General features: G+C 64.5%; 12 protein-coding genes. 4 read left to right on the top strand and 8 right to left on the bottom strand.

The window, feature by feature from the left end:
- Positions 1-1120: 1120 nt before the first annotated feature.
- The 4 genes from ACWF0M_RS14200 (at position 1121) to ACWF0M_RS14185 (ending at position 11319) form a co-directional block, all read left to right on the top strand.
- Positions 1121-4327: a helicase-related protein gene (locus tag ACWF0M_RS14200; protein WP_452236065.1), complete on the top strand. Its 3207-nt coding sequence runs from the start codon at positions 1121-1123 to the stop codon at positions 4325-4327.
- Positions 4328-4635: 308 nt separating this feature from the next.
- Positions 4636-7068, top strand: a complete 2433-nt coding sequence (locus tag ACWF0M_RS14195; RefSeq protein ID WP_452236064.1) for a hypothetical protein — start codon at positions 4636-4638, stop codon at positions 7066-7068.
- Between the two features lie 64 nt (positions 7069-7132).
- Positions 7133-10129 (top strand): DUF499 domain-containing protein, encoded by a 2997-nt coding sequence (locus ACWF0M_RS14190; protein ID WP_452236063.1) that lies wholly within the window; start codon positions 7133-7135, stop codon positions 10127-10129.
- 236 nt (positions 10130-10365) lie between these two features.
- Positions 10366-11319: a GIY-YIG nuclease family protein gene (locus tag ACWF0M_RS14185; protein WP_452236062.1), complete on the top strand. Its 954-nt coding sequence runs from the start codon at positions 10366-10368 to the stop codon at positions 11317-11319.
- Positions 11320-12167: 848 nt separating this feature from the next.
- Here ACWF0M_RS14185 and ACWF0M_RS14180 read toward each other — a convergent pair.
- The 8 genes from ACWF0M_RS14180 to tgmA all read right to left on the bottom strand — a co-directional run bounded on the left by ACWF0M_RS14180 (position 12168) and on the right by tgmA (position 18239).
- Complete coding sequence (locus ACWF0M_RS14180; protein WP_452236061.1) at positions 12168-12422, bottom strand: hypothetical protein; 255 nt, start codon at positions 12420-12422, stop codon at positions 12168-12170.
- A 125-nt stretch (positions 12423-12547) separates the two neighbouring features.
- Positions 12548-13135 (bottom strand): hypothetical protein, encoded by a 588-nt coding sequence (locus tag ACWF0M_RS14175; protein ID WP_452236060.1) that lies wholly within the window; start codon positions 13133-13135, stop codon positions 12548-12550.
- Between the two features lie 392 nt (positions 13136-13527).
- Positions 13528-14130 (bottom strand): hypothetical protein, encoded by a 603-nt coding sequence (locus ACWF0M_RS14170; protein ID WP_452236059.1) that lies wholly within the window; start codon positions 14128-14130, stop codon positions 13528-13530.
- Between the two features lie 228 nt (positions 14131-14358).
- A complete protein-coding gene (locus tag ACWF0M_RS14165; RefSeq protein ID WP_452236058.1) occupies positions 14359-14670 on the bottom strand; it encodes a hypothetical protein in 312 nt (103 codons plus the stop codon).
- Positions 14671-14934: 264 nt separating this feature from the next.
- Entirely contained in the window at positions 14935-15441 is a 507-nt protein-coding gene (locus ACWF0M_RS14160; RefSeq protein WP_452236057.1) for a hypothetical protein, read from the bottom strand.
- Between the two features lie 98 nt (positions 15442-15539).
- Entirely contained in the window at positions 15540-16760 is a 1221-nt protein-coding gene (locus ACWF0M_RS14155; protein WP_452236056.1) for a hypothetical protein, read from the bottom strand.
- Positions 16761-17063: 303 nt separating this feature from the next.
- On the bottom strand, positions 17064-18023 hold the full coding sequence (tgmB, locus tag ACWF0M_RS14150; RefSeq protein WP_452236055.1) for an ATP-grasp ribosomal peptide maturase: 960 nt from the start codon (positions 18021-18023) through the stop codon (positions 17064-17066).
- A 12-nt stretch (positions 18024-18035) separates the two neighbouring features.
- A complete protein-coding gene (tgmA, locus tag ACWF0M_RS14145) occupies positions 18036-18239 on the bottom strand; it encodes a putative ATP-grasp-modified RiPP (protein ID WP_452236054.1) in 204 nt (67 codons plus the stop codon).
- Between the last annotated feature and the right edge of the window lies 1 nt (position 18240).

Raw genomic sequence — 18240 nt, 5'->3', positions numbered from 1 at the left:
ACACGGTGCCGGCATCAGCCGGTTTACTGAGCGCGGCTCCTGGCTCCGTAGCGCCATGTAACAAACGGCGCTGAGATCCCGATACATCCCCCAGGGGAGGAGTCCACAATGCGACGCTGTCGGTCTACAACACCGGATCCGTACGCCGCGGAAGTGGTCCGCCGTCTGCAGGGTCTGCAGGAGATCGAGCTCGCTGCTCTCGTCAACGGACCGAACGCGCTGCGATGTGATGATGAGTGGCTCGAGCCGGTGGCAGCCTATCCGGGTCTGACTCGGCACGCAGGCAGACCAAACGGGTCTGCACGGTGGTCGGCACGCTTGTGCTCCCACGCTCCGAGCGGCTCGGCCGTCGTGGCGCATATGGATCCTGGACGCGGTAGACCGGCTCGGCGTGCTTAATGACCTGCGCTGTGTGTCCACGCGATCGTTGCCGTCTCATAGAGGTGTTCGGGATCCCGTCAGCACCTGTGCGGGCTATCGCACCCAATCTCCGGAATCAGTGCCGCAAGGCTAAGCACAGGCGTCCATGGGGATAGCGATCCGACACATCGCGCGCGGCGAGTGCGCAAGGGCCGATTCGGTCTGCGCTACCAGGTACTGAGATCCGTTGGCTTCTCAGACACTCCACGACTGCGAGGTCAGCTATCGCCCGCCTAACCTGCTCCTCATGTCAGATGAGTGCCGACATCGCCAGCTATTCGCCAAGGCCTGCGGGCGCAGGTGGCCCCCACCTCCTACTGAAGGAGCAGTGCACCATCGGGCTCGCCGTTGAGGTCGACGATGTTCTTGGCGCCAAGGTCCGGCCGGATGCGGCCAACCACCACAACGGGGTTGCGGTCGCGGAGCAGCTGGCGCAAGTCGTCAGCACGTATAGCGTCGTCATAGTCAATTCCACACGCCCCGCTTCATGCGGAGTTCCATGTGGCAACCTCCCGCCATGGTGTGGGAGCAAGCGGCGGCGCGGTGTTAGTAAGGTGTACCGACTACGAGCAGTGATGACATGGTCGAACTAGGCCGGCCCGAGAGACCGGCACTCGGCACCTGGGTGTCGGCCTCGCAGGCAATCAGCGGATCGCTGGACACGGTTACATTGACACCTTGTACTGGAAGGGGGCAGCCGGTGTTTGAGAAGGGGCAGCGGGTCCGTGTGTCCGCGGCCGGCGTGCCCGATTTCGCCACGGTCCGGTTCGTGATCCCCGGCGAGCAGCCGGGCTCATTCGATCTGATCCTTATTGACGACGACGAAAGACGCCATGAGGTAAATCTGGCCGCCGGCGATACGGCGATGGTCCGGGCTCTCGTCAGCGACGGGCAGGCTGACTCGGCCAGGGTCCTGGCCGGCATGTGGACGCGGTGGATGGATGCCGCAGCGACCAACGCGGAATCGAGCGCGATGGCGTCCACTCCGCTCAAGCCGTATGCGCACCAGACCACTGCCGTATACGGGGCGATGCTGCCGCAGCCACTGTTGCGGTTCCTGCTCGCAGACGAGCCGGGCACCGGTAAGACCATCATGGCTGGGCTCTACCTGAGGGAGATGCAAAGACTCGGCCTGGTCAAGCGAGCGATCATCGTCTGTCCGGCGAACCTGGCCACCAAGTGGGTCGACGACTTCCACCGGCTCCTCGGCGGCGGCCTGCGGCAGCTTACCTCAGCGACCGTGCGCGAGAACGCACTCAATAGCAACGACCTCTGGGTAGTCAGTCTCGAACTCGCCGCAGTCAACCCTGCTGTCCAGGACGCGATCCGACCGGACCGGGCAGGATGGGATCTCGTGGTCTTCGACGAGGCGCACCGGCTCACCCCGACCGCTGCAGGCTTTCATCAGGTCGGTCGGCTGCTTGCTAAGAACACCCCCCGCGCGCTGCTGATGACCGCAACACCGCACCGCGGCAAGGAGTGGTTGTTCCGGCACCTACTCCACCTGGTGGACCCTGCCATCTATCCCGACCCAGGCACTGATCCGAACATCGAGTTGAGTGCGCTCCGCCCCGGGCCGATCCACTTCCTGCGCCGCATGAAAGAGGACCTGGTCGACTACGACGGCAAGACACGGCTGTTCAAAGGCCGCACGGCCCACAATTACAGCGTGCCGCTGTCGCAGGTCGAGTACGGCTACTACCAAGCCGCCCTCGACATGGTCGATCAATACTTCCCGCCCACCGCGCAGCCTCTGGCCCGCATGGTCTACGGCAAACGTGCCGCCTCCAGCCTTCACGCCCTCGCCGAGACACTGCGCCGCAGACATGCCCACATGGGCCAGATGAGCGAAGCCGAGGCCGCACTTAATGCCGACCGAGAAGACCAGGGTGACGAGACCGAGATCGATGAGGCCAAGGTCGTGCACGCGGCCTCGACCGCAAGTCGCGCCGAGCGTGCCGGCATCAAGGCCCTCGTCGACCAGATCGATGCCACAGTCAACGACCCCACCGTGCAGCCGTCGAAATGGAAGCGACTCACCGACGATTGCCTCGGCAAGCACGGCATCCACCCAAGCAACACCGAACAGGCCGTCGTCTTCACCGAGTACGCCGACTCGGCCGAGTGGATCACCCAACGACTGCGGACCCAGGGGTACACCGCACGGCTGTACTCCGGCCGCCAGAGCAAAGCCGACCGCGACGAGGTTCGCAAATCCTTCATGCGCGGTGAGTTCCAGGTCATCGTCACTACCGACGCCGGCAACGAGGGCATCGACCTGCAGGCTGCACACGTCCTGGTCAACTACGACATTCCCTGGTCGCTCGTCCGGCTTGAGCAGCGCATGGGCCGCATCCACCGCGTCGGCCAGCACCGCGATGTCTTCCTCTATAACCTCGTCGCCACCGACACTCGAGAAGGCGAGACACTACTGCGTCTCCTCGACAATTTCGTCACCGCCGCAAACGAGCTGCGCGGACAGATGTTCGACAGTCTGTCGGCTGTCGCCGAGATCACCGGCGTCGACTACGACAAGTGGCTATCCGACCTCTACGGCAACGACGAGGCAAAGAAGCAGAACGCGATCGAGGCGGCCAGGGCGATCCAGGCGCACGAACTGACCCGGGCCGCCCGTCAAGTGCGAGATACGGAGCGCAAGCTCGCCAGCCAGGTCGACGCCGTCGCGGCACTCACACTGTTGCAACGCGACCTGTTCGCCCGCATCAACCCAGCCATCGTCGAGGCCTACCTCGACCGGCTCGCCGCAGCCAACCTCCTGCGCGCTGAGCCCACCGCCGCTGGCCCCGGCTTCCGGCGGCTCGCCCTCACCAGCGGCACGCTCCCTGCCAGCCTGGGCGGCGGGGACGAGGTCCATATCGCCACAAGTGGCGATGTGGTGCGTGAGGCCGCCGAGCACATCGACGTCGGCGACACCGTCACACTCGGCCCCGGCGAGCCAGGCTTCACCGACCTCATCAAGCTCGCTGACCACGTTCTCGCCGAAGACATTTACCAGTCCGGCGCGGCCGAGGACCCAACCAGTCTCACCCCGTACGACCTCTACGCCTATGAGGCGACCATGACCGAGAGCGACGGCAAACGTGCGAGCATCTGGGCCGCCCTGATCAAGGTCGACGATAGCGGCAACGCCCGCGCAGTGCGCTGGGAAACGCTCGCCAACCTCGTTTCGACCACCGGGCCCGGCACAGGGTCCCATCCCGCCCGGCAGGACAGTGCCGGTCAAGCCGCTGCCGCGGTCGCGGAGGATACAGTTGCCCAGCACCGCAGTGTCCGGACAGACTGGTTCGCCCAAGCCCGCAAAGACCTTACTAACCTGCCGCTCAGCCTCACTGACAGCATCAAAGACCGCGACACCCGACTCGCCCTCCGTAAACGACTCCAGGAGCAGACGATTGAGCGGCTCGGGGAACTCGAGCGGCTGGTCGACGTCCAGCTCACCGAACCAAAGCTCGTAGGCCGGCTCCGCGTCCTTGCCGCCGCCGACCCCAGCATCCAGGCCGAGATCGACGCCGAAATGGTCTCGATGAAGCACGTCCAACAGCTGCTGCAGAACGACGGCTGGACCGTGGAGGACGTCCACACCGAGGGCCGCGGCTACGACCTCGACGCCCGCCGCAACAGCCAGGCTCGCCACGTCGAGGTAAAAGGCGTGCTCGGCAGCGCCGCCAGCGATGGCATCCGGATGACCGGCAACGAAGTCCTCATCGCAACCCAGCACCGCAAGGAATATTGGCTGTACGTCGTCGACGCATGCGCCGATGGCATAGGCCGATTCTTCGGCGCCTACGAGGATCCCGCGACCCTGTTCGCCACCGACATGACCGGCGACGCGATCTTCCGCGTGCCTGGCAGCAGTCTCAAGAACGCCCCCGGGAGCAACGTATGACCCGCATGATCGAACGCTGGTTCCCCTGCGCTGAGGTCTCAGCGAACAGCAAGTCCGGGTGGGGCAGCGGCAACGCCGAGGTCGGCATCATGACCTGGTTCGCCAAGCGGCCGACCGCCCAGGCGAAGGCGGCCACGATCTGTTCGCTCCTCCCGTGGCCTGACGACGTCACCGAGCAAGCTCGGCTGCAGCAGCTGGTCCGGGACGCGATGACCGGCCGGTACGAGAAGGCTGCTGAGCTCCGCGCTGAGATCCTGCGCAGCTCACTGGAAGCCGTCAGCACCCTCGACCCATTCTCCGGCCGCGGGATGATCCCGCTGGAGACGGCACGTCTCGGCCTCCCCGCACAGGCGATCGACTACAGCCCTGTCGCGGTTCTCGCCTCACGGCTGCTTGCCGACTACCCGTTCCGCGACTGGGACGACGAGCCTGAGCTGCCGTATGGGCAGGCCAGCGATGCACTCGTCGACACCACACCACGGCTGGTGAATGACGTCGAGCGGATCATCGACGAGATCGAGGTACGCCACCGAAACGCGATGGGCTCTTACTATCCACCGATCAACGGTCGCGATGCGTGGGGCACTCTGTGGGCGGTCACGATCCCCTGCCAGGAGTGCTCCCGTCACTTCCCGCTCATCGGTCAGCTGGATCTCCGCAAACCGAGCGCCCGGAAGAACCGGGCCACCAAGTCCGCCTTCCACGACCCGGGTCAGTCGTACTACATCGACGCCGACGTCGCGACAGGCACCTGGGATGTAGTCGTTCACGAGGGCACCCCTCGGCGAGCTCCCACGCGGCAAGTGCCACCAGGGCGAAGCAAGTACGACAGCAACGGACGGCTTGCCGTGTGCTCGTTCTGCGGACATGCCCACGATCGGCAGGTCCAGATGAGGATTCTCGACGAGGGCCTGGGCCGCGACGCTCCGCTCCTTGCCGCCGACATCGACCCTGACGTGGGCAAATCCTACCGCGCGCTGGAGCCGGAGGAGCTCACCGCAATCGAAGCAGCCACTGCGACTGTTCGAGAGCAGCCGGGCTTCGGCCCGTTCCTCACCGCCGTTCCTGATGAGCGGATCCCCGCCGGCAACACCTGGACAATTCAGGCCACTGTGTATGGTGCCCGCATCTACGGGGACATGATGAATGCCCGGCAGTCCCTCTCCTTCGTCACCCTTGCCCGGGCGATCCGAGACATCGGCGCCGAGCTGGCCAAGCAGGGCAACAGCGACGAGTACGTGCGAGCCCTGACTGGCTACGCGGCAGCGGCACTGGCCCGCAAGATCCGACGCGCCACCCGCGGCTGCACACTCGACGTCAGCCGAGCTGGTGTTCATGACATCTTCGCGACGGAGTCGAGCCTCAACTTCTCCTTCGACTACTTCGAGGTCGGCCTGGCTGACGGACCGGGCAGCTGGCGCTCAGTCGCCGCAGGCACCCTCAGCTCGCTGCGGTCGACCATGCCCCCGCGCACCGCACAACCCACAGAGGTCGTCCGGGGATCCGCGACGAGCCTTCCCTTCCGGGGCCGGAGCATCTCCGCTGTTGTCACCGACCCGCCGTACGACGCAATGATCGACTACAGCGATGCCAGCGACCTGTTCTACGTGTGGATCAAGCGCGCCCTGTCTGAGTCCTGGCCAGAGCTCGGTATGACAGCCCACAAGTTTGGGGTGCAGGAGAAGCAGGACGAGATCATCGTTAAGAAGGGCGGCACCAGTAACAACGACCACCGCAACCGCCAGCACTACGACAAGCTGATCACCGAGGCCTTCCACGAGGCCCAGCGTGTCGTCGAGGCTGATGGGGTCGTGACGATCGTCTTCGGCCACGGTGAACCGGAGGTCTGGCAGCGGCTACTCACCGCGATCCGCGACGCCGGCCTTGTCCTAACCGGCGCCTGGCCAGCCAAGACCGAGCCGGGCGGCAAGGTCGGGTTTACCAACATCGTGACGACGCTGACCATGGCCTGCCGGCCGGCACCCGAAGGCCGACCCCCGGGTCGAAAGGGCGCAGTCGAGGCGGAGATCAAGGAAGTCGTCAAAGAACGCTACCCCGACTGGGAGCGGTGGGGCCTGGCTCCAGCTGACATGCTGATGGCAGCCGCAGGACCGGCGATGGAGGTCGTTGGCCGCTACAGCGAAGTCCTGGACGCCAGGGGCGAGATCGTCGACATCCACACCTTCCTGCCTCTCGCCCGCGCCGCGGTTCAGGAAGCGATGGCCGTCGAAATCAGCCACCAGCCTCTCGAGACCTTCGACGCCCGCACCCGATTCGGCCTGTGGTGGGTACGTCTATACGGCCGGCAGCCTCAGGCAAAGTCGGAGCTTCGGTGGCAGGCCCTGGCCTCGTCCCTCGACCTGGCAACCGTCCGCGACCTGGCGCCTGACGCGGACAAGGGAGTCCGATTCACGACCTCCCATCAGTTCACCGGCAAGATCACCGGCGACTCCGCTGTGATCGATGTGGCCCTTGCTCTTGCCGCGGCCTCCGAGGACGGGCTCAACGCGATGGGAGAGGTCCTCGCGGCCTCCGAGCGGTCAGCGGACGATACCTACCTGTGGGCCGCGGTGCAGTTCCTCGCTGACCGGCTTCCCGACAATGATCCCGACTCCATCGCCTTCACCCGAGTGCTGCGTACACGCAGTGGCATCTCGGCCGCGGCCGAGATGGCTACCACAACAGGCGCCCAGCAGCGCGAACGACAGAGGGACGACGACAATCAGCTGAGGCTCTTGTGATGACCCGCCAGAGCACCGGCAGCGCATGGTCTGTCAGAGCCCAAGAGAACTGGAGGAGATTGCCATGACGACGTCCGTCACGCCGTGGTGGAAGGCACTAAAGGTCCGCCAAGAGATCCTCAACGCCTCTGGTCAGATCGACGATGTGCAAATGTCACTCTTCCGAGCCGTCCACGGGATGGGTAGCGACACACCACCGTACGCCGACGCGGCCTACTACGGCGAGATCACGCACCCGACCGAGCGACTCACCGACCTGCTCGCCGAGATCGCCGTCCGAATCGGCGGCGGGAGCGACTACCTCAAGGCCCGCGCCGTCACTCGCCTCGACCAGGGCATGGGTGGCGGAAAGTCACACGCATGCATCGGCGCGTACCACCTCGCCGCCAACCCTGAAGCTCTACTCAGCACCGAGCTTGGCAGAGGAGTCGCCGCCCGCGCCAAGGCGAAGACCGGACGAGACCTGCCAGCCGAGCTCGGCCGACCACACGTTGTCGTGATGCCCTGCGACAACATGACACCAGGGGCAGGCGTCCAGCAGTACGACGGCCCGGCCGTCAGCCTCTACGAGCGATTTCTCTGGCGGCTCTTCAGCAAGGACTATGCGCTCTACGAGCGCTACCAGCCCTACTGGAGCGACAAGCACAAGATCGGTGAGGCCATCCTCGCTGTCAACCGTCCAGTCCTGATCATCGTCGACGAAATCATGGACTACGTCGGCAACGGCCTGGACGGCGCCGGCAAGCCCGACCTCACTGCACAAGACATCGCCTTCCTCCGTGCAATCCTCGACGTCGTCAACGACGTTCCACACGTAGCCATGCTCGTTGTGATGATCGCCTCAGACCACGACAAGACCGCGTTGTCGACCGGCGCCCAGGAGCGTCGAGAAGACCTCAACAGCCAACTCGACCGCAATGGCAAACCAGCCACCGTCACGGAGGTCGGCGACTTCGCCAACATCCTGCGGCGGCGTCTCTTCGACGCCGACCCGCCGGCAGAGGTCCTCGCCGCAACCGCCGCGCTATATCGGCCAGTGCTCGACGACAAGGCATGGACCAAGAGCGTCTGGGAAGCCACCGGCGCCGACTGGCGGCGGCGCTGGGACGACGAGGTGGCGGCCTGCTACCCCTTCCACCCCATGCTCATGAGCGTCGCGAAGGAGGAATGGAGCAAAGTCACCGGTTTCCAGCGGGTCCGGTCCACCATCCGCATCTTCGCAGCCACCGTCTACGCCCAGCAACAGCGCGGCAAGGCCGGCCAATGGGTCCCGGCACTCATCGGGCCCGGTGACCTGCCCCTGTCCGACAGCGCAGTACGCGAGGCCCTCCTGGGCAGTGGGCTCGTCGAAGACGAGCGCACCATCGCCAACTATCGCAGCCTAGCCGAGATCGAAGTCGTCAACCACGACAGCACGGCGGGCACCGCCCGCCGACAAGATCTTGAACGCCAGCCGGTCATGTGGAGCGACAGCAACCCGAGGGCGGCCGAACGGGCCGCAACCTTCATCCTCCTCGCCAGCATCGTCGGCACACTCCGCCCCGGCCGCGGCCGGGGCGCCAGCGCACCCGAAGTCAGGGCAGCTACCAGCGTCCCGGACACGAACTACAGCCTCACCGACGCCGACAGCGTCGTCGAGGGGCTCGTCAATCCCGACCATGGCATGAGCGCAGTCGAGATCATTCCCGGCCAGGGCAACAACAAGCCGGCCCGCTACTTCCTGTCGACCCGACTGACCCACCGAATGCTGGTCAACAACATCCGGCGCACCATCACCGACACCGAGCGCGATCAAATCCTCGCCGAGTTTGCGCAGCGTCTTTCCAGCAGCGGGCCCTTCCGCGAACTGAAATTCGTCAATGCCGACTCGAGCAGAAGCGCCACCGACGTCCTGGCCACCGCAGGCCTAGACACCGCACACACCAGCCGTCTCATCGTGCTCGACCCCGCCCAGTACAGCCTCCGAAACGGCATGGAAGACGCCACGGTCGCCGCGCTCACCGTCGCCTTGGGTCTGGGTAAAGGAACAGAGAAACTACCTGTCCAGTGGGCCAGTAGCGCCGTCTACGCAGTCGTGAACACTCAACGCCGCGGCCTTGCTCGCAGTCTGGCCGTCGAGTACCTCGCCCGCCAGAAGGCACTGGCCGCCCCCGAGGTCCAGAACGACGACGAACTCAAAGCCACCGGAACCAAGGAGCTCGCAACCGCGAAGGACCAGCTCGAGAAGGCCCTCAAACGGGCGTACCAGCACGTGGCCTACCTCGCCCAGCCGGATCCAGAGGGCGAGCGGTACCTCGACCAGATCACATTCGACGATGACAACTTCACCGCTCTTGACGGAACCATCGTCTGGAAGGGCCTCGCGGACCGAGACAAAGTGTTCGACACGGGACAGTTCGGGCCGAGGGCACTGATGCACAACCTGCGCGAGCAGGACTACGGCAAAACACTGTCCGACGTCCGAGCCGCCTTCTACGCGGCACCACGGCTCCCCTTGTTGTACGCCGGCGACCGGGACCTGCAGCAGGCGATCTATGACGCCGTCACCGAAGGGCTGGTGACGATCGTCGATGGTAGCGGCACCGAGGTAGCCGTGACGGCTCCCGGGCAGGTCAATCTCACCAGCACAGGTCTACGGCTTGCGAAGCCGCAGCCACAGACGTGCCCTGAGTGCGGACAGCCGGCGCACACTGGTCAATGTCCAGCTGCGGGCGCTGGCGGCGACAGCGGGATCGAGACCGGGACTGGACCAACATGGGGGACCCAGGGTGCTGCCGAATCCACCGGTTCCGATGATGAGACGCCAACCGGCGCCGAAGGCGCGACGCCGACTGTGAAGGAGCAGCAGGCGGCTTTCTCCTTCACCAGTAATCTCCTGGCTAACCCCAACAACGCTGACACCTTTGCCGCTTTGTTCAAAGCGCTCTACATGGCGCTCGACGAACGGCAGATCAGCTACCTGCAGGGCACACTTCAGCTGGTCGTTGATGCGTCAGCGGCGAGCGAGATCCAGCAACGACTGAGTGACCTGGGCATCAACGGCACCTTCAAGGACATCTAGCTCCGCGCTGACCTGATGGCTCCTTGCTCCGCGCTCAATCCGGGTCAGTTCGCCTTACCGGAGCGGTCTCGACTCGTTCGGTAAGGTACGGGGGATCGCGACAGATACCGCAGGCGTGGGATAGGACCGACTCCAAGACCGCGCAGCGAGGAGCGCGGCCGTGGAAAGGGCGCTTGACTCGAGCAGGACAGGCACGTCGGCGACCGGCACGTCGACACAGCAGTCGGAGAGAAGGTATGCCGAAGCACACCGTCGGATTCGTCTACGTTCTGAGCAATCCCTCCATGCCGGGCCTGGTCAAGGTCGGGTGGACTGGAAAGCTCACCGAGAGCCGAGCCAAGAAGCTGCAGACGACCGGTGTACCGGTCGCGTTCAAGGTCGAATTCAGAGCGCTGACCTCGAAGCCTGAAGCTGTCGAGGCGGCTGCGCACGAGACTCTCGCCAGCTTCCGGGTTTCCTCTGGCCGAGAGTTCTTCGAGGTCACACCGACCGCCGCAACTGACGCCGTGAGGACTGCTCTGGTGCAGGCCGCAGGGCTGAGTGCGTGGGATAGCGATGAGGAGTACATGATCGCCGATGGCGACCGAGTTGCACTCACGCTCGAAGCGAACGATCTGTTCGCGCTCTTCTCGCGTCCGCATCTCATGGCGCGGACGACGGATCTGGTCGATCTCTGGCAGGCTCACGCAAATGGTGATCTGCTCGAGTTGATGGGCACCGACGATGCTGGGTCTACCGCAGGCTTCAGCGACGGTGATCCCGAAGGCGATGTCGACCCGGTTCCGTTCCTGAACCCGGCCACGAAGGTCGCGAACGGCACACTCTTCGGCCGAGAACGGCTGCCGGCAGGAACCCGACTGATCTGGATACGCCCCAGCGCCGACGGTCGCGCGTGCCGAATCGCGATCTTTCAGGCGATCAACCATTGCCAAGTGATCGCCCGTACGTGGGACCCGCAGCTCGATGACCACGGTCGGTCGCTCCTGTTGAATAACGTCACCGCGGACCTCGAACAGTCAGGGATCGTACGAACTGTGCATGCTGTCCGCCAAATGGCTCCGCCACGAAACTGGAGCCCACGGGACCCTGTCTCCACTTCAGACTGGGCGCTGCCCGCGCAACGCTCTCGGCCGCCTGAGTACTGGATGCAGCAACTCGACAACCCCACAAACGGTCGAAGAAATCCGTAGCTGAGACGTGTGCCAGCTCCGCATCTGGCCCGCGGCATCGTCGGTCGCGTCAGTAGCTTTCGCGGACGCAGCCGTAGGTTCTGTCGAAGGGTTGCCACTTGACCGGGAGACCGTCGTATTCCTTCACGGCGGTTCGGAGTGAGATCTCGGCGGACGCTTTTGTCACCTGCATCGCGGTCAGTCCACCCGGTGCAAGCTACCTCAACAACAATGCGTCTGGTGCGAAAGACAATGTCCGGCAGGTTCTGAACCTGGTTACGGCGGCCACCTGTCCCTCGACGAATGGTAGGCGACTCCAGATGCGACGGTCGTGTCAGGTTGCTAGGCGCGTTGCCATCTTGGCAGGTGGAGCACACTTGAGTCGCTGATGCCCGCAATCGACTGCAATGCCTGTGTGAGGGCTACGTACAACTCCTGGGCGCTGTAGCTGCTGGGGTACGCCTCCTGTTCGACATCGGCCAGCCGTCAAGGCACATGTCGAGGAACGGGAGGGTCGGCCAGACTGCCCCGTGTCATCGCGCCCCTCGTGAGGGCGGCTGCGCTGACTCGGCCGCTTGATGGCCGGCCACACGGACACGCGACGCCTCGGCCCTGATCCGGTAGTTCTCGTCCAGGGCTTCCAACGTGGCCGGGTCAATCGGACGGACAAGGGGCTGCGAGAGCCAGTCAGCAATGCTGCGATACGGCACATGGACTCTAGCTAGAACTCGATCGAGCCGTGGCCCGGTCAGATCTCGCCACCCCGATCGGAAAGCTGAATCATCGGCTCGCACGGGGTCGTCCAAGTCAGGGAATCGTTCCCTTGGGCGATCGCCCAGAGAAGCCCAGCGGAACTCACGATCGACGACTTACCTGGACCTCGTCCACAGCTTGTGCACGCTGTCAGCCTCCAGACGTTCCATCCACACGGGATTGTTCTCGACCGAAGGATCGAACGCCACGGCCAGATCGAAGAATCGCCATTGCCCGGGAACGCCCAGCGCACCGACCCAAACCGCCATCCGCCCGCGCGACGAAACGTGGCGATCCTCAGCTTCGTCATCGTCCCACTTCGTGCCCGCCTGCCGGACCAGCAGTCGCTCACACGCGACCAAATCGGTCAAAGCGCCGCTCCCTCCTCTTTCGCCGATGCCACCTGCCGATATCCGCACGGATGACTGCACGGCCGGACCTGCACGCGCAGGTCGATCACGAGTCAGTTGACGGCTGCTCGGCCTCGGCGGCCTGTTTATGTGGGCTCGTGCTCCGCACGTTTGGCCTCTCGGCGTGCGCGTGACTCCTCGACCCTGACCCGTTCCTTCTCGTCGACCTCATTCAAGGTGGCGGCGTCGATCGGGAAGGGTGGCTGATTGAGTCGTTCGTTGATGCCGAGATACGGAATCGAGGCAGCGAGGAGCTCGATCGATCCGTGGCCGGGATAGATCTCGCCGCCGCGCTCGAACACCTGCACCATCGGCTCGTACGGATCGTCGAAATCAGGAAACCGTTCCTTCGGGCGATCGCCCAAAGAAGCCCACCGGAACATATCGGTAAGCACCTGTTCCGTCCGACTCCCGAGCTCGCGCCCAACCTCAGCCTCCAGACGCCGTAGCCAGCCTGCGTCAGTCTCGACCGATGGATCGAACACCACCGCCAAGTCGATGAACGGCCACTGCCTTGGCACACCAAGCGCCTCGGCCCAGATCGCCATCCGCCGCAAATACTCAAGCGCCAACAAGCCCCGCGATGCTGAGTGCCGTTCCTCGGCCCCATGGTTATCCCAGCCCGCCACCGCAAGACGCGCCAAGAGCCGCTCGCACGCTCCGGTATCCATCACAACCCCAGCCTTCCTTCGCCACGCTTACCACTTCGTCCAGATTCGACAGGCCGTCCGCGACCCAGAAGCCCTCCTGAGGCCGATGCCACGGCGCTGGTGAGTTTGCGAGATGAACAACTCCTCGAGATAGAGCCAGTCACTCCGACGGCTGGCCAGAGGAACGGGTTCACCGCGAGGCCCAGCGCAATGTCACCATCGAACGCGAGCATGGCGCGGGCGGCCGGGGAAGTCGCTGAACAGCGCCTTCCTGCGCACTGATGGCGCCGCAGCTCAGGTGGGTCGAGCTTGGTCGCGCCCGACCAGGTCGGTCGCGATCTGTTCGGGCGGTTCCACCTGTCGATCTGCACGCAGACCAACTGAGCGGTCGAGCAGCCTCCCAAGTCGATCACGAGTCAGTCGATGGCTGGTCCAATCGGCTCGTGACTCGGCGGGTTCAGAGCTCTACGGGCGCGTGACTGCTCGGCCCGAATGGGTTGCTCCTCGTCGACCTCGTCAAGACTCACTGCGTCGATCTCGAACGGCGCCTGGGCCATCCGCTCAGTAATACCGCGGAAAGGCAACGAGCCGCCATAGAACTCGATCTCCCGGTGACCGGGCCAGATCTCGCCACCTCGTTCGAACAGTTGCACCATCGGCTCGTACGGATCCTCAAACGCCGGAAAACGCTCCGTCGTCCGGTCGCCTAGCGACGCCCAGCCGAACATGTCCGTGACCACCTTTGTCGACATCGTGCCCAACCGATGCCCGATGCCGGCCTCCAGCCGCTGCATCCACGCCGGATCAATCTCTACCGCCGGCTCGAACGTCACAGCCAGGTCGAAGAACGGCCACCTTTCCGGCACGGCCAGGGCGTCGGCCCAGACTGCCATTCGGCGCAGGTACTCAGCCGCCAACAGCCCGCGGGACGCGGCACACCGCAACGCGGCGGCATCATCGTCCCAGTTCGCCGCAACCAAGCGTGACAACAGCCTCTCGCACGCCGCAATGTCCGTCACAAGCCAAGCCCTTCTTCGCTACACGTACCACTTCGTCCGGTCGTCACCGCCACGACGACCTCTCAGCTCCACGTTCGGACCGAACTGACATAGCCTCATCCGCAACTTCCGCATCGGCGGTGAAGGACTCACTGAGCCGACGTCGGTCCGCCAGGATCGTTGCCAGGAACACCATGTTGTAGGTCGACCGCGTTTGTAGGCACTGGAACTGCACAGATGCAGCGGGTGTCAGACCGCGCGTTCGATCCGCTCGAAGATGTCGGCGTCGGTCTCTCGCTGCCAGGCGGGTAGGTCGTCCCAATCGGCTACGTAGCTGGGTTTGGGGTCGGGGATGTGGCGGTGGATCTGTGCGATCCAGCAGAGTGCCACGAACCGGCCCTTCTGGTCTCGGGTGAGCTTGCTCGTGTTTCCTTCAGAGACCTCTACGAACGCCCGTACCTGCTCGTAGACGGCTGCGGCGCTCTCCCGCTCCCAATCAGGTGTGTCTTCCCAAGGTGCAACGTACCCGGGCTTTGGTTCACCGGGGTAGTGCTCAGTCACGCCTGCGATCCATGCGTCACGGAAGATGCGGCCCTGTTCGTTCGACAACAGCGTTGCTCCTTGGACGGGTGAGATTCCTACAGCGGCGAGCGCTCGACGGACACGAATGCCGAGGTGTCTTCGTTCAAGCGCAACAGCTGGGCATCGTGGCGGTGGCCGGCGACCGCGCCAGCCACCCTGGAGCGTGCCTCCTGTTCGGCATCGCCGAGTCGTCGTAGCGCATCCAGTCGAGGCATTGGAAGGGTCGGCCATACTGCGTCCGCGTCATTGCGCCTCTCGCGTGGGCGGCTGCGCTGATTGGGCCGCTCGCTGGGCAGCCGCACGGGCACGGGACTCCTCAGACCTGATCCGATAGTCCTCGTCCAAGGCGTCCAAGGTGGCTGGGTCGATCGGACGAGGGGGCTGGGACAGCCGGTCGGCAATTCCGCGATACGGCACGGAGCCTAGGTAGAACTCGATCGAGCCGTGGCCCGGCCAGATCTCGCCGCCGCGTTCGAGTAGCTGGATCATCGGCTCGTATGGGTCGTCGAACTCGGGGAACCGTTCCTGCGGGAGATCGCCGAAGGAGGCCCAGCGGAACATGTCGGTGACGACCTTTCTGGACAGCGTCCACAGCTTGTGGCCGCTGTCAGCCTCCAGGCGGTCCATCCAGACTGGATCGTTCTCGACCGAAGGATCGAACACCACGGCCAGATCGAAGAATGGCCATTGCCCGGGAACGCCCAGCGCATCGGCCCAGACCGCCGTCCGCCGCAGGTACTCAACCGCCAAGCGTCCACGCGACGCTACATGGCGGTCGTCAGCCTCGTCGTCGTCCCAGTGGGCCGCTACCAGCCGCGCTAGCAGGCGCTCGCATGCCGCTGTGTCTGTCACAACCCCAGCCTTTCCTTCGCTACTCGTACGACATTGTCCAGATTCGACAAGTCCGGTGCCACCTGAAGGTCATCTGTCGGGAGGTCCAACTTGGCCCAATGCCGCAGTAGATCCTTTACTTGCGACTGTGTGCTCAGCGGTGCTGTGTTGTGCGCCGACGGGTACCCGGCGAGCACCTCCGGCCACCCGTCCTCACTCCAAGCGCCAGGTTCGGACGACAGGTATGGCAAACCAGCCTCCATCAGCTTCGATTCGACGTACTCGTGCGCGAGCAGAGACCAGAATTGGACTCGGTTTTCGTCCGTGACATCGACACCGGACGCGACTCGTTCCCACAGGTCGCCGTACACCGCGTTCGGTGTGAAGTAGCCGTGTCTGACATCGCCTGGTCCGACTGCCACGTCGTGTTCGCGCTGGAACAGGTGTTGCTTCGCCTCATCGATCACATCGCGCGGCAGCCCACTGTTCTCTGCGAGCGCGTCCAAGTCATCGGTCTCGCGGATGCGTCGGTACTTGTCCATCTCCTCCGGCGTCGCGTCTTCGACGAACTCGTGACCGGCCTCGGCAGGTTCGTCGGTGCCGACCGCCTGCTCCGGCGTGGAGTCGATGCCGACGGCAACATCCTCCCTCCTTGGCGGGGCACTGTCACCTGCCAGAACCTCATCAGTGGCCAGCTCTTCATTCGCTGGTTCGACCCTCCCGACGCCGTCGGCCGGATCGTCAGGCTCCGGCTGGCTGAGAGCGGACCACCCGTCAGCTTCGACGGCCGGCCGTGACGTTGCTGGGCTGCTGCTGTCGGCCAGCGAGACGCCGTTTGTCGGTTCGTCGCGCGAGCCCTGCTCGCTGCTCCGATCGTCAACGTCACCGGACTCAATTGAGATCGGCGACTCTGCGTCCGCTTCGTAATGTCGCGGGCTGAGATACTGGAGTCGGGCCAGGGTGTCATCGTGGCGCATATGCGCCTGAAGCTCTGGTGAGTAGGACGCGAATGGGTCCTCGTGTTCCGACCGGGCATCGGCCGGCTGATCTGCCGCAGTCGATGACGGTTCGGCTCGCGGCCGCCGGTCACTCGTCTCATTGCGCTGCGCTGACGACCAACTCGAGTAGTCCGGCCAGTACATCTCGTCGAGCCGTTGCTCGAGTTTCTCGCGCGCAGTCAACGTCCGCGGCGTTTCGCGATCGGCGGCGCCGCCCTCGACTGCCGCTTGACTGTCCACGCGATTCGTCGGCCGATCAGATCGGCCTGCGTCAGCGGAGGCTGGCGACTCATCCTCGCCACCGCGAGCATCGTCAGATCGACTGGAACCCTCGCCTTGTGGATCGCCCTGCCCTGGGTCGTCGCCGCGACGACCTCTCAACTCGGGCACTCCATCCCCCATCCGCAGTCCACGCAGGCCAGAACTAGATGTAGCGCCTTCGCTACGAAGAGTACCGTCCGCTGGGCCGGAGATCGCCTCTGATTTACTGGTCGCGCGTCAGACCAGTCAGGCCCAGGCCACACGTCTGCGCGACGGCCTTGATCAACCCGACTCGCTCGGTGCCGTGAGTTCGTCAGCGATCGCACAGGCGACTGCATCCGCGATACCAGGAAGCCACGCCCACTGGCCGTTTGCATTGATCTCCAGGAAGTACCACCGGCCGTCAGGCGCAACTACAAAGTCGAGTACGCCGAAGACCAGGTCGAGGCGAGCCATCAGCTGGCCGACGCCAACACGTATCTCGTCCGGCACCTGGGCAGGCTTGTACGTCAGGGCGTCATAGTCTGTACGCCAGTCCAGTGCCGCTTGCGGGCTGTGCGCGTGGATCTCGACTGCGAACATCTGCGATCCGACCACAATGAGCCGAACGTCGTGGCGCTTGGGGACGAACTCTTGGAACAGGTGTGCCGTCAGCCGAACAGAGTCGTCGATCTCATGCGGCGCCACGAAGCGGACCGTCGGCGTGCTGACGGGACCGTTGGCGAAGTCGCGTCCGATGCCCTTGTAGATCACCTTTCCGACCTGCTCGGACGCGAACACCCGAGCCGCCGTCGGATCGTTCGTAATGATCGAGCGAGGCGAAACAAGACCCGACGCATGGGCGAGTCTCAGCTGATACGGCTTGTACGATGCAATGCGTTCGGCGGCAGGATGGTTGATCCAGCGACACGGCAAGGCCATGAGCACTCCGGTGAATCCCGCCTGCGCCTCCGTGGAGGCGAACTCACGCTCCTCGTCTGTCATGTCGCCCGGCAGCCGAAACTGCGTCGGTCGGCGGCAGTAGATGCCCCGAATACTCGTCAGGTCGACCGCGCGGCCACCATGCTTGATGACCCCGGTCCACCGGCCGTCGTAGTGAGCCTCCAGGACGACATCCATCGGGAAATCGGAGACGTCACAACGAAGGACCGGGGTCTTGGACTCGTCGAGCTTCTGAACAACAAGGTCGGCCGTCACGTCATTCGGGTTGGTGAGCACCAGGACAGCCGACTCGTCGCTCATCAGCGCGGCAGATCAGGCGAGCAGGCTGTTCGCGTCATCGTTGCCGTCCCCCGGCCGGCAGTGCTCGGCGGCCAGCACGCCAGGCTGGGTTGCCCAGGGCTGCCCGTCGGAGGTTGTGCTGATCTGTGTTTCAGGGTCGTACTGCGCCTCGTCCGACGCTGTCTGGTCGACGGTCGAACGCACGAGGTGGGACATACCGAACGGACGGTTGCTCATG

It is taken from the genome of Kribbella sp. NPDC055110, assembly GCF_053607525.1.
The sequence above is the reverse complement of the archived record's forward strand: the minus strand, read 5'-3'. Positions and strand labels throughout refer to the sequence as shown.

Bases quoted from the DNA above. Each gene is read 5' to 3' on its own strand.
- ACWF0M_RS14195 (WP_452236064.1), top strand. From the start codon at position 4,636: ATGATCCCGCTGGAGACGGCACGTCTCGGCCTCCCCGCACAGGCGATC.
- ACWF0M_RS14190 (WP_452236063.1), top strand. From the start codon at position 7,133: ATGACGACGTCCGTCACGCCGTGGTGGAAGGCACTAAAGGTCCGCCAA.
- ACWF0M_RS14185 (WP_452236062.1), top strand. From the start codon at position 10,366: ATGCCGAAGCACACCGTCGGATTCGTCTACGTTCTGAGCAATCCCTCC.
- tgmB (WP_452236055.1), bottom strand. From the start codon at position 18,023: ATGAGCGACGAGTCGGCTGTCCTGGTGCTCACCAACCCGAATGACGTG.
- tgmA (WP_452236054.1), bottom strand. From the start codon at position 18,239: ATGAGCAACCGTCCGTTCGGTATGTCCCACCTCGTGCGTTCGACCGTC.